This is a genomic window from Bradyrhizobium arachidis, assembly GCF_015291705.1.
GTDB classification, from domain to species: Bacteria; Pseudomonadota; Alphaproteobacteria; order Rhizobiales; family Xanthobacteraceae; genus Bradyrhizobium; species Bradyrhizobium arachidis.
Genome location: NZ_CP030050.1, coordinates 6205569 through 6225234, shown reverse-complemented (window position 1 = coordinate 6225234; position 19666 = coordinate 6205569). Strand labels below are relative to the sequence as shown.

Annotated in this window: 21 protein-coding genes and 1 tRNA gene; 9 read left to right on the top strand and 13 right to left on the bottom strand. The window is 64.1% G+C overall.

Annotated elements, in window-relative coordinates; translation table 11 throughout:
• Positions 1-42: 42 nt before the first annotated feature.
• Positions 43-429: a VOC family protein gene (locus tag WN72_RS29035; protein ID WP_027559843.1), complete on the bottom strand. Its 387-nt coding sequence runs from the start codon at positions 427-429 to the stop codon at positions 43-45.
• A 179-nt stretch (positions 430-608) separates the two neighbouring features.
• Here WN72_RS29035 and WN72_RS29030 point away from each other — a divergent pair, with 179 nt between their 5' ends.
• The 3 genes from WN72_RS29030 to WN72_RS29020 all read left to right on the top strand — a co-directional run bounded on the left by WN72_RS29030 (position 609) and on the right by WN72_RS29020 (position 2064).
• Positions 609-1184 (top strand): hypothetical protein, encoded by a 576-nt coding sequence (locus WN72_RS29030; RefSeq protein WP_027559842.1) that lies wholly within the window; start codon positions 609-611, stop codon positions 1182-1184.
• A 171-nt stretch (positions 1185-1355) separates the two neighbouring features.
• Positions 1356-1829 carry a hypothetical protein gene (locus WN72_RS29025; RefSeq protein WP_027559841.1) on the top strand — a complete coding sequence of 158 codons (474 nt, stop codon included), beginning with the start codon at positions 1356-1358 and terminating at the stop codon, positions 1827-1829.
• Between the two features lie 158 nt (positions 1830-1987).
• A tRNA-Arg gene (locus WN72_RS29020) sits at positions 1988-2064 on the top strand.
• Between the two features lie 60 nt (positions 2065-2124).
• Here WN72_RS29020 and WN72_RS29015 read toward each other — a convergent pair.
• The 3 genes from WN72_RS29015 to WN72_RS29005 form a co-directional block, all read right to left on the bottom strand.
• Positions 2125-3090 carry an AraC family transcriptional regulator gene (locus WN72_RS29015; protein ID WP_167381189.1) on the bottom strand — a complete coding sequence of 322 codons (966 nt, stop codon included), beginning with the start codon at positions 3088-3090 and terminating at the stop codon, positions 2125-2127.
• Positions 3091-3234: 144 nt separating this feature from the next.
• Positions 3235-3492 carry a hypothetical protein gene (locus WN72_RS29010; protein ID WP_167336464.1) on the bottom strand — a complete coding sequence of 86 codons (258 nt, stop codon included), beginning with the start codon at positions 3490-3492 and terminating at the stop codon, positions 3235-3237.
• A gap of 53 nt (positions 3493-3545) precedes the next feature.
• Positions 3546-3824, bottom strand: coding sequence for a hypothetical protein (locus tag WN72_RS29005; protein ID WP_027559839.1), 279 nt, complete (start codon positions 3822-3824; stop codon positions 3546-3548).
• Between the two features lie 315 nt (positions 3825-4139).
• On the opposite strand from WN72_RS29005, the gene WN72_RS29000 reads away from it, so the two are divergent.
• Positions 4140-4601, top strand: coding sequence for a host attachment protein (locus WN72_RS29000; RefSeq protein WP_092220661.1), 462 nt, complete (start codon positions 4140-4142; stop codon positions 4599-4601).
• Between the two features lie 21 nt (positions 4602-4622).
• Here the strand turns inward: WN72_RS29000 and WN72_RS28995 are convergent, their stop codons facing one another.
• The gene (locus WN72_RS28995; protein WP_027559837.1) at positions 4623-4886 is read right to left on the bottom strand and encodes a hypothetical protein; all 264 of its coding nucleotides are present in this window, start codon (positions 4884-4886) and stop codon (positions 4623-4625) included.
• 292 nt (positions 4887-5178) lie between these two features.
• Here WN72_RS28995 and WN72_RS28990 point away from each other — a divergent pair, with 292 nt between their 5' ends.
• The 3 genes from WN72_RS28990 to WN72_RS28980 all read left to right on the top strand — a co-directional run bounded on the left by WN72_RS28990 (position 5179) and on the right by WN72_RS28980 (position 7431).
• Positions 5179-5625 (top strand): hypothetical protein, encoded by a 447-nt coding sequence (locus tag WN72_RS28990; protein WP_092220663.1) that lies wholly within the window; start codon positions 5179-5181, stop codon positions 5623-5625.
• A 91-nt stretch (positions 5626-5716) separates the two neighbouring features.
• Positions 5717-6589 carry a DMT family transporter gene (locus WN72_RS28985; RefSeq protein WP_092220665.1) on the top strand — a complete coding sequence of 291 codons (873 nt, stop codon included), beginning with the start codon at positions 5717-5719 and terminating at the stop codon, positions 6587-6589.
• Positions 6590-6687: 98 nt separating this feature from the next.
• The gene (locus WN72_RS28980) at positions 6688-7431 is read left to right on the top strand and encodes a hypothetical protein (protein ID WP_167381190.1); all 744 of its coding nucleotides are present in this window, start codon (positions 6688-6690) and stop codon (positions 7429-7431) included.
• A gap of 58 nt (positions 7432-7489) precedes the next feature.
• Here the strand turns inward: WN72_RS28980 and WN72_RS28975 are convergent, their stop codons facing one another.
• Both WN72_RS28975 and WN72_RS28970 read right to left on the bottom strand, forming a co-directional pair.
• Positions 7490-7768, bottom strand: a complete 279-nt coding sequence (locus WN72_RS28975) for a hypothetical protein (protein ID WP_027559833.1) — start codon at positions 7766-7768, stop codon at positions 7490-7492.
• Between the two features lie 54 nt (positions 7769-7822).
• Entirely contained in the window at positions 7823-9226 is a 1404-nt protein-coding gene (locus WN72_RS28970) for a cryptochrome/photolyase family protein (protein ID WP_244554013.1), read from the bottom strand.
• A gap of 168 nt (positions 9227-9394) precedes the next feature.
• On the opposite strand from WN72_RS28970, the gene WN72_RS28965 reads away from it, so the two are divergent.
• Positions 9395-11125, top strand: a complete 1731-nt coding sequence (locus WN72_RS28965) for a methyl-accepting chemotaxis protein (RefSeq protein ID WP_092220671.1) — start codon at positions 9395-9397, stop codon at positions 11123-11125.
• Between the two features lie 143 nt (positions 11126-11268).
• Here the strand turns inward: WN72_RS28965 and WN72_RS28960 are convergent, their stop codons facing one another.
• On the bottom strand, positions 11269-11928 hold the full coding sequence (locus tag WN72_RS28960) for a peroxiredoxin (RefSeq protein ID WP_027559830.1): 660 nt from the start codon (positions 11926-11928) through the stop codon (positions 11269-11271).
• A 381-nt stretch (positions 11929-12309) separates the two neighbouring features.
• Here WN72_RS28960 and WN72_RS28955 point away from each other — a divergent pair, with 381 nt between their 5' ends.
• Positions 12310-12873, top strand: a complete 564-nt coding sequence (locus WN72_RS28955) for a hypothetical protein (protein WP_167381191.1) — start codon at positions 12310-12312, stop codon at positions 12871-12873.
• Between the two features lie 55 nt (positions 12874-12928).
• On the opposite strand, the gene WN72_RS28950 is transcribed toward WN72_RS28955, so the two are convergent.
• The 5 genes from WN72_RS28950 to WN72_RS28930 all read right to left on the bottom strand — a co-directional run bounded on the left by WN72_RS28950 (position 12929) and on the right by WN72_RS28930 (position 19384).
• Positions 12929-14785, bottom strand: coding sequence for an alkaline phosphatase family protein (locus WN72_RS28950; protein ID WP_027559828.1), 1857 nt, complete (start codon positions 14783-14785; stop codon positions 12929-12931).
• Between the two features lie 860 nt (positions 14786-15645).
• Positions 15646-15966 (bottom strand): response regulator transcription factor, encoded by a 321-nt coding sequence (locus WN72_RS28945; RefSeq protein WP_092217399.1) that lies wholly within the window; start codon positions 15964-15966, stop codon positions 15646-15648.
• A gap of 51 nt (positions 15967-16017) precedes the next feature.
• Positions 16018-17241, bottom strand: a complete 1224-nt coding sequence (locus tag WN72_RS28940; RefSeq protein WP_092217398.1) for an ABC transporter permease — start codon at positions 17239-17241, stop codon at positions 16018-16020.
• A complete protein-coding gene (locus WN72_RS28935) occupies positions 17238-17963 on the bottom strand; it encodes an ABC transporter ATP-binding protein (protein ID WP_027559825.1) in 726 nt (241 codons plus the stop codon). The genes WN72_RS28940 and WN72_RS28935 overlap by 4 nt, the downstream gene beginning before the upstream one ends.
• Positions 17960-19384 carry an efflux RND transporter periplasmic adaptor subunit gene (locus WN72_RS28930; protein WP_027559824.1) on the bottom strand — a complete coding sequence of 475 codons (1425 nt, stop codon included), beginning with the start codon at positions 19382-19384 and terminating at the stop codon, positions 17960-17962. Before WN72_RS28930 ends, WN72_RS28935 begins: the two co-directional genes overlap by 4 nt.
• Between the last annotated feature and the right edge of the window lie 282 nt (positions 19385-19666).

The following is a 19666-nucleotide window of genomic DNA, read 5'->3' as shown; positions in this document are numbered from 1 at the left end:
GCACGGTGCTCGCGCGGCGGCTGATGCCTGATGCGGCTTGCGTCAGGTGTATTTCTTGTCGCGCTCGAGCAGCTCGATGGAGATGCCTTCCGGGCCGCGGATGAAGCATATGCGCACGCCGGGGCGGATCGTGGTCGGCTCGCGCGTGAAGGTGACGCCCTTGGCCTTGATCTCGGCCGCGACGGCATCGATGTCCTTCACCGTGAGGCCGAAATGGTCGAGGCCTTGATGCGGGTGCGGGGGCGGCGGGTTGACGGCGTTGTCGCCCTCAAGCGGCGCGATGAAGATTTTTGCGCCGCCGAGGTTCACGTCGATCCGCCCGGGAGCGTGCACGATCTCACCACCCAAGACGTCCCGCAGCCAGGTCGCCGTGGCCTCCGGATCGGGGCTGCGCAGATGGACGTGATCCCAGGTGACGACGAATGGCATGTCTTGTTCTCCCGACAGGGTCTTTCGATGTTGCAGTGCATGTTAGCGGCCCAGGAGGATGATCGCCACCGCCCTTGCCGACTCGGCTGAAGCGCGGGAACCTTAGTTCGTCTGCCGGATTAAGGTAAACAGCGGCCAGATCTGTCGTCCAACGGGCTGTGGTCGCTATCGGTGCAACGATGAACGCCAGGCTTGACCGTATCGGTTTGGGACGTTTCGCCGGGAGCGGCGAGCGGCTGGCGCGGAGCGTGACGATCGCGAGCGTCTCATTCGGCCGCAGTCTTTTATGGTTGCTGGCGGCCATCATCGTCGGCTGCGGTGTCTGGATGCTGCTGCCTCTTTCCAAGGGCAACAGCGCCGAGCCGGCGAAGCCTGAGCTTGCATCCGTCGAGACGACGCCTTCGGGCGATGCATCAGCAGCGGTCACGCCGGCTTCTGAAGCCCAGGCGCCGTCGGCAATGGCCGAACTCGGTCATCTCAGGATTTCATCACAGACCTGGCGCCGCGGCGGCCTCGGCTCGAAGGCACTGGTGACGTTCACGCTGCGAAACGACAACGACTATGCCGTAAAGGATATCGAGATCGTTTGCGCATTCGCACGACGCGACGGCAGCCATCTCACCGATCGCACCCGCGTGCTGGCCGAGCCCGTCAACATGAAGAGCCGCAAGACGTTTGCGCGCGTCTCCGTCGGCTTCGTCAACGTGAACGCGGATCAAGCGAAATGTTCGCTGGTCGCAGCACGGCGCACCTGAAAGACGGCGTCCTCCGGTAGCGGAAAAGTTACCGTCCGCAGCCCTCCGCACCCCTTGGCCAAAAATCTTGGCGTTGCCAATTGAACCAAAGGGCCGGGCTAGGAACCAATTAGAGTATCGCCTGTTAAGGCGGAGAGCCCACGCGGGGATGCGGGGGGCGGAGTGCGGCCAATGCCCATCTTTCGGTATTTCGTCTATGTCGGTGGAGCTTTGCTCGCACTGTTGTTCGCGGTCAGCTACCTGGTGCCGGCGGCACCCGTGGCACAGGCTGTTGCCACCGCAAGCAATGATCAACCGCTGATCCGGATCAGGTCCGATCGCCACCTGCCTGAGCGTGTCGTGCTCGACACCACCCAGCCGACGATTGCGGCGCCTGTGGTGAAAACAGCCGTGGCGGCGCCTCAGCCGCCGGACGCCGCGTCGGCAGCCGCCCTTGCGGAGATGTCGGCCAAGGCACGGGTACGCGAGACGTTCGCCCAGTTCACCCCAGGCTCAAAGGCTGATGCTACCAAGAAAGCCGACCTCAAGCCGCAGGCCCCGGTCAAGCGCAAGGTCGCCCGGGCGCATCCGGCTCCGCAGCGCGGTCAGCCTATGATGGTGATGGCGCAGCGGCCGCAGTTCGGCTTCTTCAACAGCACCTGGTAAGAACGGCTCTGACCCGGCTGGCTCGAAACGAGACCGGGAGGGCTTTTTATTGGCCAGTCTCTCTGCTAATTCGAAGCCGTCCGAACGCCGCCCGCCTTGCTGGCTCGCCAGTCGCGGTCCCCGGCGCTTCTCGGTTGCGGCCCTACGGACGGGCCAGGGCGCTCGTAGCTCAGCTGGATAGAGCATCGGATTTCGATTCCGAGGGTCGGAGGTTCGAATCCTTCCGAGCGCGCCACGCCTTTGCTTTGTCCTGCCCGCGTGCCGGGTTCCGGGTCATCGCCGCAAGGCCTGCCGGTCAGTCCGCCGAAAACCTGGTCTGCCGGCCCCGCGCCAGCGTGTCGGAGGGCGCCTCGTGGAACGTCGCGCGATAGGCCGCGGCGAACTCGCCGAGATGATGGAAACCCTGGGCGCGCGCGCATGTGGCGACGGTGGCACCGCCGCCTTTCAGGAGCCGGGCGCGGGTGGCCCATAGCCTTTTGAGACGGATGTACTGGTGCAGGCTCATGCCGCGCACTTGGCTGACCGCGCCGCCGAGCGTGCGGATCGAGACGCCGAACTCGCCGGCGAGATCGGCGGTGTAAATCGGGGCGGTCGGATAGGCTGCGACGTAGTCGTCGATCCGTTGCACCAGTTTGGCCGACCGGTCGGCCTGAACCGAGGCGCTCCGATGCGAGGGCGGCTCGATCCGGAACAAGTCATCGAGCGCGAGCAGCAGGCCCTCCTGGAGATGGGCGGCGGCCTCGGTGGTTTCGAACAGGAACGGCTGCACCGATGCGGTTCGCAGAATGTCGAGCAGCAGCTGCCGCGTGTGCAGCAGCGCGGGCCTGTTGGCGACATAGGCCCGCAGATCGTCGGCATGGTCGAACCAACCCCGGTCTTTCAGGCCGGGAGAGAAGATGATCATCGCATAATGATTGGTCTGCGGTTCGACGAAATGGCACTCTTCGTTGCCGCGGAGCGCAACGAAGAAGCGCGCGTCGAGATCCATTCCGTTGGCATTGACCTGAAGGTCGTCGGTCATGGACAGGATCACCATCCCGCCCGGCATCCGATAGGCAGCGTCGAGGATGCGCGCGAATGACTTCATCACGATGATGCGGCATGCCGGCAGCGAAACGACGGCGCGGGCTGCGGCGAAGTTCGAGACGTCGAGCGGAATGCTTCTCGCGTCCTCCATCGACTCGATCGGCCGAAACGCATCGACGTCGGCAAAGCCGATCAGTTGAAGCGCGGAGGACGGGACAAGGGCGTCGAACAACATACGTCAGGCCGGCTGCTGCAATGTGACAATGAAATGAATGTCGGCACTTTGCCATCAATGGCGAAACATCCGGCTTCAGTAAACCGGATTCCGGGCCGTAGTATTGCGGACATCATGCCAAGGGTGGTCAGGCCAATGTCACCGTCAACGTTCCCGGCTCATCGGCTGGCCGGAGGCGAGGTCGATGAAATGCAGCCGCGTGCAGGCGGGACAGGCGAAGGACGCAAAGCTGCGTCCCTCCTGTCTCTGCTGCCTTTCCAGATGCGTCTGCACATTCATGCCCGTCTGCGGGCATCGAAAAACGATCAAATCGGCCATCGTCGCAGAATGACGGCTTGGCGGATTTCCACTTTGATCTAGATCAGTTTTGTAAGCGCTCCAGGCGATCGCGCCGGTACGCATAGGCAGTTTTCGATTCCGCAAAAGCGAAGGGGCCTCGAGGGCCCCTTCGAATGTCACCAGCGGCGATAGCCGCCGTAATAACCATAGTAGCGCGGACCGTAATAGCGGGGCCCATAATACTGTGGGCCGTAATATGGCCGTGGCCCGTAATATCCATAGTAGTTCGGGCGCCACCAGCACCGTCCCCAGGCGTTGCAGACCATGCGGACCTGCTCGACGCCGGAGACCTGCGGTGCCGCAGGCGCGGGCGCAATGGGCATGGCGGACGCCGCCGGCGATGCCGCGAGAGCACCGAACAGGGACGCGGCGACGAGGCCAATCTTGAGATTCATGATGTCTTTCTCTGCTTACGCGATGCAGGATATCGAAGTTGTTCTGATCAAATTGTGGCGGAACCGAAATGTAATACTGATGAACAAATCTTCAGCCGTTCGCCCCAAGTCTGAACTTGTTTAGTCTCGCCAGACTATCCCAGGTTCGCACACATGACCAATGCTGCATCTGCCCTGCTGTTGGCCCGCAGAACATCGCGGTCATGCTTGATCTTGCGCAATTCATCTATGCGGCTTCATCCCTAGTCTTGTCGCGGTGACCAGTCTTTCGAGAAACGCGAAGGACGGGCCCGCAAGATGCTTGGAGCTGTGCAAATGGATAAAATGAGATTGGACAAGGGTAATTGGCTGGTCGTGTGCGACGGGCGCAAGGCGCTCATTCTGGAAAACCGCGGCGACGAGATGTTTCCGAACCTCCACACCAGGGAGGTGCACGAGCAGCCCAATCCGGCGACCAGCGCGCAAGGAAGCGATGCGCCGGGTCGATTGCATGGGGCGGCCGGTGGCGCTCGCAGTTCGGTCGAGCAGACCGACTGGCACGATGAGGCCGAGCGCGCCTTCCTGCGGAGCCTTGCTGGCCGGCTCGATGCCGCCGTCAGTACGGGCGAGACCTCGGCCCTGACCATGGTAGCCTCACCACGCGCGCTCGGCATGATCCGCGCCGACTATTCGGACGTCCTGCGCAAGGCGCTGCAAGGCGAGGTCGGCAAGGACCTCGTCAAGCCGCCGGTCTACGAGATCGAGAAGCAGCTGCTGCGGTCGGGCGCCGGCCGATAGCGATGCCCGCGCTGGCGCCCCTCAGAAGCAGGGGTGCCGGCGGCGGTCCTGACCGACATAGGCGGCGGCGCTGCGGTAGCAGTGGTTGGTCGACGGGCCGTCGTAAAAGGCGAAGGTGCCGGGCGTGATGCCGGGGCCGTAATTGTGCAGATAGCTGATCGGGTAGGGCAGCGGGTTGGCGTGATAGCGGTGGTACCGGTGATGTCCCCGCGCTTCTGCAAGGCCAGGGACCAGGATTGCGGCCGACAGGGCAGCAACTGCGGCTACAAGCGTCAACTTGCTCATCTCGATTCTCCGGAACCCGCGCGAATAGGTCGCTCATCTATAGCCATTTCGGGCCGCCGGGGCACCCGTCCGAAGGTCCGAAAACGAGGCCAATCCTGCAGATTCCGGGGAGGGTGTGACAGAATTGCCGGAAATGGCCTCCAGGGCTGCCCATTTTTGGCCTTTTCGGGATGCTTAACGAATTCCCCACACAAGTATGACCAAAGAGAATTCGATCAAGAATCCTGCCGCCGGCCTTATGGGGCTCCTTTGAGGCCGGTCCATTCCTGAAGGCTGTCGCCGTCACGCCGCCATGCGCATCACGCTTCTGAGCTTGCTGTTGCTCTCCGTCGCCGCCGCCACGCCGGCGCGAGCCGAGTTGCACATCACCCGTGATCACGGCGGCTATGTCGAGGAGTACAAGGTCAAGTACAAGCGCGTCCGCGACAAGGGCGAGCGCGTCATCATCGACGGCATCTGCAACTCGGCCTGCACCCTGGTGCTCGGCATCGTGCCGATGAACAAGATCTGCGTGACGCCGAAGGCGAGCCTCGGCTTCCACCAGGCCTATTACGACAAGGCCTTCACCTTCGGCATCAAGGTCACCAGCGCGGAGGGGACGTCCGACCTGATGTCCTACTACCCTGATTCAGTGAAGGACTGGATTCGCCGTAATGGCGGGCTCACGACCGATATGAAGAAGATCAAAAACGGCGTCGATCTCTGGAAGATCATCGACCCCTGTCCGGAAGAATGGTGAGCGGCTGAGCTGAGCCGCCTGCCGCAGCGCAACACCGCTCAGGTACAAATTCGCATTGCCGCATAGGCCCCCATGAGGCATGAGGGCGGCAATGAACCATAATCAAGAAGCCCTGACCGCCCGCGCCGCGCCGATCCTGTTCGTCGTGCTCTGGAGCACCGGATTCATCGGCACCAAATACGTCATCAACAACGCCGATCCCTTGACCTATCTCGCCATCCGCATGGCGATCGTGGTCGGCCTGATGGCGATCATCGCCGGCATCGCGCGGCCGAAATGGCCGGATCGTGCCGGCATTGCGCATAGCGCAGTTGCCGGGATCCTCGTTCATGGCTTCTATCTCGGCGGCACCGCGATCGCGATCGCGCATTCGATCCCGGCCGGACTCTCGGCGCTGATTCCGGGTCTGCAGCCTATCCTGACCTCGACCATCGCCAACCGCTGGCTCGGCGAGAAGGTGACGCCGGTGCAATGGGGCGGGCTCGTGCTGGGTCTCGGCGGCGTGGTGATGATCCTGCACAACCGCCCGATGACCGGCGAAGCCGGGCTCGGCTGGCTCGCCTCGGTGGTCTCTCTGATCAGCATCACGCTCGGCACGCTCTATCAGCGCCGCTACTGCAACCACATCGACTGGCGCGCGGGCAATCTCGTGCAATACGTCTCCGTCACCGTCTTCTTCGCAATTGGCGCCTTCCTGTTCGAGGACCGCGTGGTGCACTGGACGCGCGAGTTCGTGCTCGCGTTGGCCTGGCTCGCCGTCGCGCTCTCGATCGGATCGATCGGGCTGCTGTACTGGTTGATCCGCCACGCCGCGGCGACCTCGGTTGCGGGCCTGTTCTATCTTGTGCCGGCGGTGACCGCGCTGATGGCCTATCTGCTGTTCGGCGAGAAGCTCGATGCGCTGGCGATTGCCGGCATGGCGATGTGCGCAGCCGCGGTGTTCGTGGTCAACCGACGGTTCTAGGCGGATGGTGAGGTGCGGCGGAATACATCCCTGACGTGCAGGATGCGCCGTGTTAGGCTGAACCCATTTCAGCTTCCCCTTTCGCAACGGTGATTTCCATGAAGAAGGCGAGACGTGCGCTGCTCGGCCGGTCCCTGAAACCGGTCCGGATTGCCTGCATCAACTACGCGGAGGAGTCGATCAGCGGCCGCATGATGAGCCGGCTTACCGCGGCGCTGCAGAAATGCTACGACAAGCACTTCCTGCCCGTATGGGGCTATCCGGTCGATCTCTATGTCACCCGGACGCCGAAGCCGACGGATTGGCAGCTGGTCTATTTCGACGATGCCTCGCACAAGAACATGCTCGGGCGCCACGAGCTGACCCATCGCGGCCAGCCGATCTCGAAAATATTCGTCAAGGCGCTCGGCGACGAGCCGGTCAGCGTCGCTGCCTCGCACGAGCTGTTCGAGATGGTGCTCGACCCCATGGCCAATCTCTGGGCCGACAAGAATCCGAACACCCAATATGCCTATGAGGTCTGCGACGCCGTGGAGGAGGATTCCTTCCGCGTCGGCGGCTTCGAGATGTCGAACTTCGTCTACCCGTCCTGGTTCGAGCCATTCAAGCATCCCCGCGGCACCAAGTTCGACCACAAGGGTACACTGAGGGAGCCGTTCTCGATGACCGAGGGCGGCTACGTCATCAAGAAGGTCAACGGCAGGAAGGTGATCAAGGCGTTCGGCTCGCCCGAAAAGCGGCGGCGCTTCAACGCCGAGGACCGGCGCGGTCATCGCAGCGAATTCCGCGATCCGCAAGGAGAGCATCACCCGGGCCGGCGGGCGGCCAAACGGCGGGGGTAGGTATTGCTGGAGCCGTCTCCGGGCGCGCCCGCACCCGGAGACGTGCTCGACCTTGCGATCAACGCTTGGACTTCTTGGCCTTCTTTTTCTTTTTTGCGGCCTTCTTCGCGGATTTCTTCACCGCCTTCTTCGCGGTCTTCTTGGCCGCCTTCTTCGACGACTTCTTTGCGGCCTTCTTCGAAGACTTCTTCGCCTTCTTCCGCGCTACTTTCTTCGCGACCTTCTTGGCGGCTTTCCGGACCTGCTTGACGGCAGTGACTGCGGCATCCTTGGTCGTTTCCACGGCGGCGGTGATCGTCTCCATCGCCTGTTCGGTGATCGGCTTCTCTTCGTCCATATCGTCCCCCACGGTTTGTATGGAGCGATGACGATAGCGGGTTTCATAATTGTGTCAAAGCAACGCTCGACCTTTGCGGATCTTTGCGTAGGCCGCGAGTGCGCGCTCGCGTCCCCTGGTGTGATCGATGATTGCTTTCGGATAGGTCTTGCCGAGCGTGACGTCGGCGCTGGCAAGTTCGATCGGCGTTGCTTGCCAAGGCTGGTGGATCAGCTTTGCCGGTAGCTCCTTCAACTCCGGCACCCAGCGCCGGACATAGGTTCCGTCAGGGTCGAACTTCTCGCCCTGGAGTGTTGGGTTGAACACGCGGAAGTAGGGCGCAGCATCGGCGCCGCAGCCGGCGACCCATTGCCAGTTGGCGGGATTGCTGCCGGCATCCGCATCGACCAGCGTGTCCCAGAACCAGCTCTCGCCGTCGCGCCAGTCGATCAGGAGGTGCTTGACCAGGAAAGACGCGACGACCATCCGGACCCGGTTGTGCATCACGCCAGTGTGCCAGAGCTCGCGCAGGCCGGCATCGACGATCGGGTAGCCGGTAGCCCCGCGCTGCCAGGCGGCCAGCGCTTTCTTGTCGCGCTTCCAGGGGAATGCGTCGAAATTGGCTTGCAGGTTTTCGGTGGCGAGGTCGGGATGATCGTGCAGCAGGTGGCGGCAGAACTCGCGCCAGCCGAGCTCGCTCAGGAATTTTTCGATGCCGGGCCCGATCGCGGGATCCTCCGCGGCTGCAAAGCGAGCGGTGTGCCAGACCTGGCGCGGGCTGAGCTCGCCGAACCGCAAGTGCGGCGACAGGCCTGAGGTGCCCTCGCGGTCCGGACGGTCGCGATCGCCGACATAGGAGCGGGCGGTGTGCTTGAGGAAGTCGCGCAGCCGCGCGTGGGCCGCGGCCTCGCCGGGGGTCCATGTCTCGTGTAGGCCACCCGCCCAGTCCGGCTTGGCCGGCTCAAGCCGCCAGCTTTCCAATGTGTCGCCGGCGATCGTCGGTGCAGGATGTAGCTGCTTCGGTGCGGGCAGCGGCTTTGGCGGATCGCCGAGCGACAGCACGCGCCGCCAGAACGGCGTGAACACGCGCAGGCCCCGGCCTTCCTTGTTGCGGATCGCGGAGGGCGGGGCCAGCAGGTCACCGGGAAAGCATTGCGAGTCCACGCCGAGCTTTGCCAGCGCCGCTTCGAGCTCGCTCTCAACCGCCTTGTGCGGCGCCTGCTCGATCACATTCCAATAGACGGCGCGGGCGCCGCTCTCCCGAGCCAGTCCGGAGATCACTTTGGCCGCCGCTCCCCTGCGCAGGATCAGCGATCCGCCGCGCGCGATGATCTCGGCGCCGAGCGCCCGCAGCGACTGCGCCAGCCACCAGCGCGCCGCGCCGCCCGGCGCCCGTCCAGCGGTCTCGTCCAGCACATAGAGGCAGATCACCAGCGCGCCGGCCTTTACGGCGGCATGGAGGGCAGGGTGATCCGACAACCGGAGGTCTTCGCGGAACCAGACGATGATGGGCGGCGCGCTTGGCGGGGTCAGGAGGGCCTCGTTTACAATTTGGAAACCATGCCGCGGGCCGCGCTGTGAACCGTCGTTAATGGGGCCGTAAGCCAATTGCACCAATATGCAGGAATTACGGGGGTCATTCCATTCATGTCCAGCCTTTCAACGGCGAAGTTCCTGCCGCAGTTCAAGCTCGGCACCAAGGCCGTGCTGTGCGCGGTGTTGTTGATCGCCGTGAACACGGCGCTGGTGGTTGGAGCGGGCTATTGGTCGCTCACCTCCGCTTTCAATGATCGCGCGCTCCGCGACATCGAGGTCAATCTGCGCACGCTGGCGCTGGCTTTTGCCGAGACCGCTCCCGACGCCAAGATCACGGTGAGGGACGGCGCGGTGGTGCGCGCCGAGATCCCCAGGATGCCCGAATTCAGGGATCACGCCATCGTCGATCGCGCGGTGTCCTATGTCGGCGGCAATGCGACCCTGTTCGTGTTCGACGATGCGAGCGGCCAGTTCGTGCGCCGCTCGACCAATGTGAAGAAGGAGAATGGCGACCGCGCCGTCGGCACCCAGCTTGCCGCCGACCATCCGGGCCAGGCGCTGCTGCGCCGGGGCGAAGCTTATAAGGGGCCGGCCACGCTGTTCGGCAAGTCCTTCATGACCGCCTATTTCCCGGTCGTGGACGGGGCCGGCAAGGTCGCCGGCATTCTCTATGTCGGCATCCCCATGGCCCAGTTCGAGAGCATGCTGGCCCGGGCGATCGAGAGCATGGCGGCCGCCGCCGGGCTTGCCGCGCTGCTGGTGCTGGTCCTCACTCTCGTGATCGTCCGCCGCGTCACCCGGCCGCTCACCTCGGTCGCGCGCTCGCTCACGGCGCTGGCCGAAGGCCAAAGCGACGTCACGATCGAGTGCGAGGATCGCGCCGACGAGATCGGGGAGATCGCCCGCACGGTCGCGGTATTCAAAAGCAATTCACTGGAGCGGGCGCGCCTGCGCAGCGAGCAGGCGGCGGCCACGGCTGCCGCGGCCGAGCAGCGCAAGGCGGAGCTGCGCAATTTCGTCGAGCAGTTCCGCAGCAGCGTCGGCGGCATTCTCGACAAGGTGCTGACATCGTCAGGCGAGTTCGAGCGGGTGGCGCGGCAGCTCACCGACACCGCGCGCTCCACGGCAGAGCTGTCGGCGCAGTCGGCCGGGGCGTCCGAAAGCGCCTCCGATCACGTGCGTTCGGCGGCCTCTGCCTCCGACGAGCTGTCCCAGTCGATCTCCGAGATCACCCGGAGGGTGCAGGAATCGAACGAGATCTCTGCAGAAGCCGTGCGGCAGGCCGAAGCGACCGATCAGCGCATCGCGCAGCTCTCCGAGGCAGGCGCGCGGATCGGTGACGTCGTCAAGCTGATCACGTCGATCGCCGAGCAGACCAACCTGCTGGCGCTCAACGCCACCATCGAGGCCGCGCGCGCGGGCGATGCCGGCCGCGGCTTTGCGGTGGTGGCCCAGGAGGTCAAGACGCTCGCCGGTCAGACCGCGAAAGCGACCGACGAGATCTCGAACCAGATCGCCAGCATGCAGCTTGCAACCGAGGAATCGGTCGCCGCGGTCAAGGGCATCGGCCAGACCATCGAGCGCATCAGCGGCATCGCGAGCTCGATCTCGGCTGCGGTCGAGCAGCAGCGGAGCGCGACCCAGAACATCGCGGCCAGCGTGCGCGCCGCGGCTTCGGGCACCGCCGATGTTGCGGTCAATGTCCGGCACGCAGCCAAGGGCGCGAGCGAGACCGGGGAGACGTCGAGCCGGATGTTTGCATCGGCCCAGGCGCTGTCGGGCGAGAGCCTGCACCTGAAGGCCGAGGTCGACGGCTTTCTGGACCGCGTGCACGCGGCCTAGTTTTCACCCGGTCATTCCGGGGCGGTGCGAAGCACCGAACTCTGGTGCGCAATTGCGCACCAGAGAATCTCGAGATCCCGGGTCTGGTCCTTCGGACCATCCCGGGATGACTTTTTGCGGTCGCTACCCGCGACCGCCAAAAGTCATTTCGGCTGCGGCACGATGCGGATGTAGGGCTTCGGCTCTTTCCAGCCCTGCGGGTAGATCGTCTTGGCCTCATCGTTCGAGACCGAGCCCGCGATGATGACGTCCTCGCCCTGCTTCCAGTCTGCGGGGGTCGCGACGCGGTGCTTGGCGGTCATCTGGAGCGAGTCGATCACGCGCAGGATTTCCTGGAAGTTCCGGCCCGTGGTCATCGGATAGACCAGCACCAGCTTGATCTTCTTGTCCGGCCCGATGATGAAGACGTTGCGGACGGTCTGGTTGTCGGCGGGGGTGCGGGTGAGGGGATCGCCCGAGGTCGAAGCCGGCAGCATCTCATAGAGCTTCGAGACGTTGAAATCGGTGTCGCCGATCATCGGATAGTTGGGAGCCGCGCCTTGCGTCTCCTTGATGTCCTCGGACCATTTGGCGTGACGGTCGACCGGGTCGACCGAGAGGCCCATCAGCTTGACGCCGCGCTTGTCGAATTCCGGCTTCAGCTTGGCGAGCGCGCCGAGCTCGGTCGTACAAACCGGCGTGAAGTCCTTGGGGTGCGAAAACAGGAGCGCCCAGCTGCTGCCGATCCAGTCGTGGAACTTGATCTTCCCTTCGGTGGTCTCGGCTTCGAAGTCGGGTGCGGTGGCGCCGATCGGAAGTGTCATGGTTCTACCTCATCTCATTGAATTTACTTTGGAATTCGTCTCTAGCCCTGGCCGTCAGTATAGGCTGTGAGCGAGCTCAAGTGAACGGGCTCAAGTAAAATGTGAATTCCTTCTCTGAAGGGCCGATTTTCTAGCACCTTTCTGTTACAGGGGCGCCTGCGGCGAAACACCTCCACCGGAGCCACACGGTCTCGATTGCCCCGATAAAGCCTTTTATGACCCGCATCACGCTCGCCCGACGCTCTCCGGAACCGAAATGGTCCTCGTAGCGACTAATCGGCAACCATTGAGAAAAGTCGCGATCCCCCTAGTCAATCATTAACCACCCCTTTACGTCCGCATGAAAATGCTGGTCGGTCGGAAGAAATCTGGAAGTGAACTATGTCTGCCCCTGCGCCTAAGTTGCCGTCCCTCGAGCCGTCCTGCCGCGATACCTCGGCCCATGCACTGACCATCGTGCGCGACGGCGTGATCACGGGCGAAGGCCCGACCACCAAGGGCCGGGTCCATTTCTCGCGCGCGCTCGATGCCGATGACACTGCCTGGTGCGCCCGCATCCTGACTGCCGCCGCCGTCAACGACCAGCCGGTCAGCCGCGCCGAGGCCGAAGTCCTGTTCGAGATCAACGAGGCCGCAACCGAGCGCACCGATGGCGGACGCTTCGACGACCTCCTGGCCAAGGCTGTCGCCCATTACGCGGCCAGCGCCTCGGGCCTGAAAGTGCCGCCGCGCAGCGTCGCGCTCTCGGCCGAGACCGACATCGAGAGCTGGGCGCCGGCCTACGCCTCCAAGGTCAACAGCGAGATGCTGGAGTGGATCGCCGGCCAGATGCGCGGCAAGCGCCACAACAACCGTCGCCTGATGGCGATGGTGGCGACGTTCCTCGGCGCCACCGCGCTGCCTCTGGCGGGCCAGCTGCCGAACGTGTTCGACATCGGCATGTAACAACTAGACTAAGATGTCCTCGCGCCCCTTGCGGGGCGCGAGCGAAGCGGCGGGGTTATTTCCCCGCCGTTTTTTGTTTGCCGGTGTCCGGCTCGAGGCCGAGCGTGCGGCCGGGGAAGCCTGCGGCATCGAAATAACGCTGGCTGCCGACGCGCTGGACGTTCAGCACGGTCTCCAGACCGTTCTCGGACTTCTTCTTCGAGCGCTCCACGGTCTTGTAGGCCTTCGGCACGATGCCGTTCGGCAGCGCCTCCGACATCACGCGGCCGACGAGGCCGCCGTTGCCCGAACTGCGCAGCCCGAGGAGCTGCGCCGCGGTCATGCCGACGTCGGCATTGCTGACCGGGATCTCGCTGACATAGCCGGTCTTGAAGTCCGGACCGATGGCCGCCATGAAGTTCATGGTGTCGCCGCGGCTGAAGCTGCCATGCATGCCCTGGCCCTGGCGCAGCACGGTGTCGGCGACCTGCACCGAGCAGTTGGTCGGCGCCTCGCCACACTCGCTGGCATAGGAGCGGAAGTTGACGACGATCGCTGGCGTCGGCGTCGCCGACTTGCCGCGCAGGTTGATGCTCGACAGCGGCAGCGTGCCGGGGAAGCGGCCGAGGGAGTCGTCGACGAACAGGCCCGAGACGTAGTCCTGCTCGAGCAGCGCCTTGATCGTCTTCGCGGCGAGCTTCTTGTCCTTGTTGGGCAGGTAGATCAGGTCCGAGCCGCCATTGGTGGCGATGACGAGATCGGGTTTCTCCGGATTGGCTCCGAGCACGCCGTTGCCGGCCTTGGGATGCTTGTTGCCTTCGACCTTGGCGTTCTTGTCGTTGGGGTCGAACAGCGGCAGGTCGAGCGCCTTGGCGAGATCGATCGCCAAGAAGCCCATCGGCAAAAAGTCCTTCGGCGTGTCGTCATAGCTCAGCTTGGCCGAGGGGCTGGTCTTGCTCTCCTTGGAGATGGTCGAGAAGCCGTGGTCGGCCTGGATCATGATGTTGGTGTTGGCGGCGAGCCCAAGCTCGTCCAGCGCCTTGCGGATCTGGGCGAGGTTGTTGTCAACGTTCTTGATGCTGGCCATCGTGCTCGGGCCGTTGATGCCCGGCATGATCTGGTTGAGGCTGTCGCCCTGGTTATGCTGGGTGCCGTCAGGGTCGCGCGACCAGAACACCAGCACGAACGGCTTGTTGCGGGCCTTGAACATCGGCAGCACCACCTTGGTGGTGACGTCGGCGAAATAGGCCTGCTGGGCGACGTTGGCGACCGTGGTGCCCGGCGTCTTGGCATCGCCCGCCTTGCCGTTGTCGCCGCGGCTCGGGGTGGTGAGGGGGAGGCTTGCCTTGGTCAGCGCGTCCTTCATCTCGTCCGAGAGCGCCACGCCGTTCTTGCCGCCAGTGGAGTCGTCGATCACGATCGAGTGCTGGCCCGGCTTCTCCGGGTGGTCGGTGTGGTCCCACTGGTAGGTCGGGCCGACCTTGCCGATCGCCGCGGTGCTGAGGCCCTTGTCGCGGGCCATCTTCAAAACGGTTTCTTCGTTGAGATAGTCGCCCTTGAAATGCTCGTCGATGTCACCGAGCACGGCGTCGTTCTCGATGAAGGGGACGACCGTGTCGCCGGCGGGAACGGAGGTGTAGTTGGTCCAGATCGTGTTGGAGAACACGCCGGTATCGCCGAGATAATGGCCGGTCGACATCGCCGAGCCGTTGGCCATGGTGAAGGTCGGGAACAGCGAGTGCGAGTTCTTGAAGTTGACGCCCTTGTCGCGGACCTCGGCCATCGCCGGCGCCGTTTCAGGGGTGACCTTCAGCGCCCGCAGGCCGTCCGGTATGAACAGGATCAGGTTGCGGGGCGTGTTGTTCTGGGCGGAGGCAAATCCGGTGGACAGCACTGTCAGTCCGGCTGACAGCAACACCAGTGAACGGCGCATCGAAGTCTCCTAGCGGTGAGGCGGCATGGCCGCCGACCGCGGCCCCCGCCTTCGTTTAGTTTTGCTGTATGACAGTTTTGTTACAAGGGCGGACGAGCATGCAATAGGGTTGGGGGAGGGGCCTCAGCCTCACGGACAAGTCATTGCGAGCGTACTTTGTAGGATGGGTAGAGCGAAGCGAAACCCATCGACTTTCTCCTCGCTGAAACATGATGGGTTTCGCTTCGCTCTACCCATCCTACGGCCTCCCGACACACCTTCGCATCCTCGCGGCGCATTTCGCCCGAGCTTTGCCTCGATACCTCACCCTCAACTGAAAGAGGGCGCAGGGAAGACCGGGTGCCGGCCGGGCACCCACGGTCCACTGTGCGAAAGGTGGCAACAAAGAATTTGCACAGCGGCATACAGGTGAAGCCAAACATCCGGCCTTCCCTGCGCAGTGGTTGGAACGGCTTATGTCGTGCGCTCCCCGGGGAGCGATGCACTATTGCCCCCGTCGCCGTGCAGATGACTGATGCGCGTGCCCGGTCGGGCCGCCACATCACCGCAAGACTTGGCGCACAGACCCCGGGCGCCAGGACCACACGATTTTGCCGTACGTGAACCACATCTGTCGCAGGCGCGAGGTCTTCGCTCACGGTTGCCCGCCCTGCGAAGCTTTTCGCGCCGATGTGGCCCACGCCCACCGCCGCCCGGTCCACGTTCGTGACGATCGCGATACGCCCTCTTCCTCGGGCCGGAGTACGCAATATCTAACAAAAATCCGAATTCTAATAAAGAGAATTATATTGTCGCCGTGCCGTTGACCCGGATATCGGTGTTTCGTCCCGGCGCAGTGCAAGCAATTGTGGTCAGGACGGTCAATCCGGCGCGGTCGGTACCCGCGTCGCCTGCGCGACCGCCTGCGCCGGCGTCGTCGTCGTCGTTGCATAATCGCCGCCACTGACCAGATCGCGGCGCAGCGATGGCGGCGCCGTATGCAGGGCAAAAATCATTGCGACCTGGGTCCGGTTCTGGAGGCGGTATTTTCGCATGATGTTGCCGATATGCGCCCGCACAGTGTTTTCGGAGATCTTGAGCTCGTAGGCGATATTCTTGTTCTGCAGTCCCCGCGCAATCAGCATCATCAGCTCGCGTTCGCGCGGTGTCGGCGCAATCAAATCCTTCGGATCCCGGCTCATGGCTTCCTCCTCCCTTGGCCTACAAATTGATTTTGGCGCCCCAGCATCTTCTCACTCCGTCTTGAGCGCCTCGATTGGGCTGAGCTTGGATGCCTTGTGGGCGGGGTAAAAACCAAAGACGAGACCGGTGGCGATCGAGAAGACGAGGGAAAGGCCGATCGCCTGGCCGTCGATCGAGGTGATCCACCCGGCCATGCGGGCGACCGTCATCGAGAGCGTGACCCCGCCGCCGACGCCGATGGCGCCGCCGAGCAGGCAGAGGACGAGCGCCTCGCAGAGGAACTGGAGACGGATGTCCCGCATCCGTCCGCCAAGCGCGCGGCGGATGCCGATCTCCCGGGTGCGCTCGGTGACCGACACGATCATGACGTTCATGATGCTGATGCCGCCGACGAGCAGCGAGACCGAGGCGATGGCGACGAGCAGGAGCGCGACGGTGCGGATCGCTCCCTGCTGCGCTTCCATCGCGGCGGCCGGATCCTGGACCTTGAAATCGTCCTCCTGGCCGGCGGGGATGCGATGGCGCTGCCGCAGCAGGCCTTCGATCTCCGATCGCGCCCCTGCCATCTGTCCGTCAGCGGCGACCTTGGCGATGATGTAGGCCACCGAATCCCGGTTGATGTTGCTCGCGCTGCCGAGGAAGCGCAGCTTGGCCGTGGTGAGCGGCACGAAAGCGACATCGTCCTGCGCTGGTCCTTTGCGATCGAGCACGCCGATCACTTCGAGCGGAACCTTCATGATCCTGACCTGCGCGCCGATGGGATCGTCGCCCGGCGCGAACAGCTCGCGCGCGACCGTGCTGCCGAGGATCACGACCTTGCCGGCGCCGGCCTCTTCAGCGCCGGAAAAATAGCGCCCGGTCGCGAGCTGCCAGTCGCGCACTATGAAGTGGCCGGTCGTCGTGCCGTTGATCGTCGTATTCCAGTTTTTGCCCTCGTGGATCACTTGCGCGGTTCCGGCAATCGAGCCAGCCGCGGCCTGGACTTCCGGAATCTGCTCGAGGATGGCCTGCACGTCGCTCTCGGTCATGGTCAGCTTGCTGCCGTCCTTGAGGCGCACGCCGCCCTGGTAGACCGCGCCGGGGGTGATCATCAGCACGTTGGCGCCGATCGACCGGATCTGCTCCTGGAGGCGAAGCTGCGCGCCGGATCCGATCGCAAACACGGTCACGATGGAGGCGACACCGATTACGATGCCGAGCATGGTGAGGAAGCTGCGCAGCGGATTGAGGCGCAAGGCGTGAAGAGCGATCTGAAAGCCCTGAAGCATCGTCATGATACGGCGCTCCGTTTCGGCAGGACCGGAGCCAGGGTTTCATCGGCGATCACCTCGCCGTCATGCAGGCGGATCGTTCGCCGGCACTGCGTCGCGATGCCGGGATCATGCGTGATCATCACGATGGTCTGGCCCGTCCGGTTGAGCGCGGCGAACAGCGCCAGGATCTCGGCGCCGGTGCGGCTGTCGAGCGCGCCGGTCGGCTCGTCGGCGAGCACGATCAATGGAGAGGCGATCAGGGCGCGCGCGATCGCCACGCGCTGCTGCTCGCCGCCCGAGAGCTGCCGGGGGAAATGATGGGCCCGGTGCAGCATGCCGACGGCCTCCAGGCTTTGCTCGGCACGCGCCAGGCGCTCCTTCCGGCCGACGCCGCAATAGACCAGCGGCAGCGCGACATTCTCGATCGCATTGTGGCGGGCGAGGAGGTTGTAAGACTGGAACACGAAGCCGATGCTGCGGGCGCGCAGCGACGACCGGCGGTCTTCCGAGAGATCGGCGACGTTGGCGCCTTCGAGCAAGACCGCGCCTGCGCTCGGCAGATCGAGCAGCCCGATCATGTTCATCAGCGTCGACTTGCCGGAACCGGATGGTCCCATCACGGCGACGATCTCGCCTTGCTCGATGTCGAAGCTGACATTGCGTACCGCAGCCACCGCTATGCCGTCGGTGCGATAGGTTCTGGAGACCGACTGGAGGCTGATGAGGGGCGGAGAGGCGGTCATGATCCGAACCTGATGCCGAAAAATTCCATGCCTGTCGGACGGATCGCCTGGCCGACGGCAACCTGGCTGCCCTCGACCAGGTCTCCGCTCTTGAGCGCGACCTGTTCGGTGCCGGCCGCGCCGACCGTCACGGCAACGCGCTGGAGCGAGCCGCTCGCGGTACGAACCCACACCCCGCTGTTTGCGGCGTCCGGCCGGGTGCCGGAGGGCTGGAATCGCAGCGCGGCGAGCGGGACCTTCAGGACGTCGTCATGCCGCTCGATCACGATCTTCACCAGGGCGGTCATTCCGGGCAGCAGCGCGCCGTCCAGGTTGGAGGTCGCCAGGACGACGGTGTAGGTGACGACGTGCTGCTGGTTCTGCGGCGCCTTGCGCACCTGCCGCACCACCGCCTCGAAGCGGCGGTCCGGGTAGGCATCCACCGTGAAATAGGCGTGCTGTCCGGAGGCGATGCGCCCGATATCGGCTTCGTCGACCTGGGCGTGAATTTCCATGTCCTCGAGGCGGTGCGCGACCACGAAGGTGGTGCGCGATTCCAGCCCGACCGCGAGCGTCTGACCCTCGTTGACGAACCTGCCGACGACGACGCCGTCGATCGGCGAACGGATCACGGTGCGGTCGAGATCGGCCTGCGCCGCGGCGAGAACGGCTGCCTTCTCTGGCACGGCCATGCGCGCCTGCTGCAGTTCCGCCTCGATCCGGCGGACGTCGGCCTGCGCCCCATCCACCGAATAGGAGTTGAGGGACACCATCACCTCCGCCTCGCGCTCCTGCGCGAGGCGGGCGGTGAATTCAGTCTGCGCATCGTCGACCGTCGTCGTCGCCACCACGTTTTGCGACTGGAGCGCCAGCTTCCGCTGGAGTGTCTTCTGCGCGGAGCTCTTGACCGCCTGCGCGCTCTCGAGTTTGGCGGCGAGCACGTCGCGGCTGCCCTTGGCGTTCTGCAGATCGATCCTGGCGCGATCGAGCTTGGCCCGCGCGACCTCGACCAGCGAGCTGGCGACCGCCAGCGAGGCCTTGGCTTCATCCACCTTGGCCGCGAAGCTGCGTGGATCGATCAGGGCAAGCGGCTGATCCTTGATGACACTGTCGTTGAAATCGACGTAGACCCGGGCGAGCTGTCCCGACAGCTGAGATCCCACCTCGATCGTCTTGACCGGCTGCAACGCGCCGGTGACGGTGACGGTCTGCTCGATGCTGCCGCGCTGGATCGAGGCGTAGCGGAACAAAGGCGCATCCACCCCGAAGGTCGGGGCCTCGCGCCCGACGGGCACGAGCAGGCGCTTGGTTGATTCATAGGCCCGGGCGGCTTTCTCGGCGGCGCTGCCGGCTGCGCCGCTGACGGTGGCCGGCCCGGCGGCGTAGAGCGCGGCGACGCCACATGCAGTTCCGAACAAGGCAATGACTGGCACAAATCGCATATCAAAACCCGCCTCTTTGAAATGGTTGCGGGGCATCGCGAGAGATCGCGCTATGGTTGTAAATCTTCCCAAGCGATCCCGATCGTCTCGGCAGTATGTCGCTGGTCCCGGGCTGACGGTCGGGCGCGTTGCATGATCCAGAAGTAAAACCTGCGGGTGCGACGTTTCGTGATTTGCTGGGATCATATACCGGGAGTATTCGATATGACGCGCGCGGTATCGAATTCGATAAGCTGACTGCACGTCGCGTCTGGTCTGCCCAAAAGCAGCTGCCAGCCGGCG

Excerpts from the sequence above, each read along its gene's own strand:
- WN72_RS29035 (WP_027559843.1), bottom strand. The coding sequence starts at position 429 with ATGCCATTCGTCGTCACCTGGGATCACGTCCATCTGCGCAGCCCCGAT.
- WN72_RS29030 (WP_027559842.1), top strand. The coding sequence starts at position 609 with ATGAACGCCAGGCTTGACCGTATCGGTTTGGGACGTTTCGCCGGGAGC.
- WN72_RS29025 (WP_027559841.1), top strand. The coding sequence starts at position 1,356 with ATGCCCATCTTTCGGTATTTCGTCTATGTCGGTGGAGCTTTGCTCGCA.
- WN72_RS29015 (WP_167381189.1), bottom strand. The coding sequence starts at position 3,090 with ATGTTGTTCGACGCCCTTGTCCCGTCCTCCGCGCTTCAACTGATCGGC.
- WN72_RS29010 (WP_167336464.1), bottom strand. The coding sequence starts at position 3,492 with ATGCGTACCGGCGCGATCGCCTGGAGCGCTTACAAAACTGATCTAGAT.
- WN72_RS29005 (WP_027559839.1), bottom strand. The coding sequence starts at position 3,824 with ATGAATCTCAAGATTGGCCTCGTCGCCGCGTCCCTGTTCGGTGCTCTC.
- WN72_RS29000 (WP_092220661.1), top strand. The coding sequence starts at position 4,140 with ATGGATAAAATGAGATTGGACAAGGGTAATTGGCTGGTCGTGTGCGAC.
- WN72_RS28995 (WP_027559837.1), bottom strand. The coding sequence starts at position 4,886 with ATGAGCAAGTTGACGCTTGTAGCCGCAGTTGCTGCCCTGTCGGCCGCA.
- WN72_RS28990 (WP_092220663.1), top strand. The coding sequence starts at position 5,179 with ATGCGCATCACGCTTCTGAGCTTGCTGTTGCTCTCCGTCGCCGCCGCC.
- WN72_RS28985 (WP_092220665.1), top strand. The coding sequence starts at position 5,717 with ATGAACCATAATCAAGAAGCCCTGACCGCCCGCGCCGCGCCGATCCTG.
- WN72_RS28980 (WP_167381190.1), top strand. The coding sequence starts at position 6,688 with ATGAAGAAGGCGAGACGTGCGCTGCTCGGCCGGTCCCTGAAACCGGTC.
- WN72_RS28975 (WP_027559833.1), bottom strand. The coding sequence starts at position 7,768 with ATGGACGAAGAGAAGCCGATCACCGAACAGGCGATGGAGACGATCACC.
- WN72_RS28965 (WP_092220671.1), top strand. The coding sequence starts at position 9,395 with ATGTCCAGCCTTTCAACGGCGAAGTTCCTGCCGCAGTTCAAGCTCGGC.
- WN72_RS28960 (WP_027559830.1), bottom strand. The coding sequence starts at position 11,928 with ATGACACTTCCGATCGGCGCCACCGCACCCGACTTCGAAGCCGAGACC.
- WN72_RS28955 (WP_167381191.1), top strand. The coding sequence starts at position 12,310 with ATGTCTGCCCCTGCGCCTAAGTTGCCGTCCCTCGAGCCGTCCTGCCGC.
- WN72_RS28950 (WP_027559828.1), bottom strand. The coding sequence starts at position 14,785 with ATGCGCCGTTCACTGGTGTTGCTGTCAGCCGGACTGACAGTGCTGTCC.
- WN72_RS28945 (WP_092217399.1), bottom strand. The coding sequence starts at position 15,966 with ATGAGCCGGGATCCGAAGGATTTGATTGCGCCGACACCGCGCGAACGC.
- WN72_RS28940 (WP_092217398.1), bottom strand. The coding sequence starts at position 17,241 with ATGACGATGCTTCAGGGCTTTCAGATCGCTCTTCACGCCTTGCGCCTC.
- WN72_RS28935 (WP_027559825.1), bottom strand. The coding sequence starts at position 17,963 with ATGACCGCCTCTCCGCCCCTCATCAGCCTCCAGTCGGTCTCCAGAACC.
- WN72_RS28930 (WP_027559824.1), bottom strand. The coding sequence starts at position 19,384 with ATGCGATTTGTGCCAGTCATTGCCTTGTTCGGAACTGCATGTGGCGTC.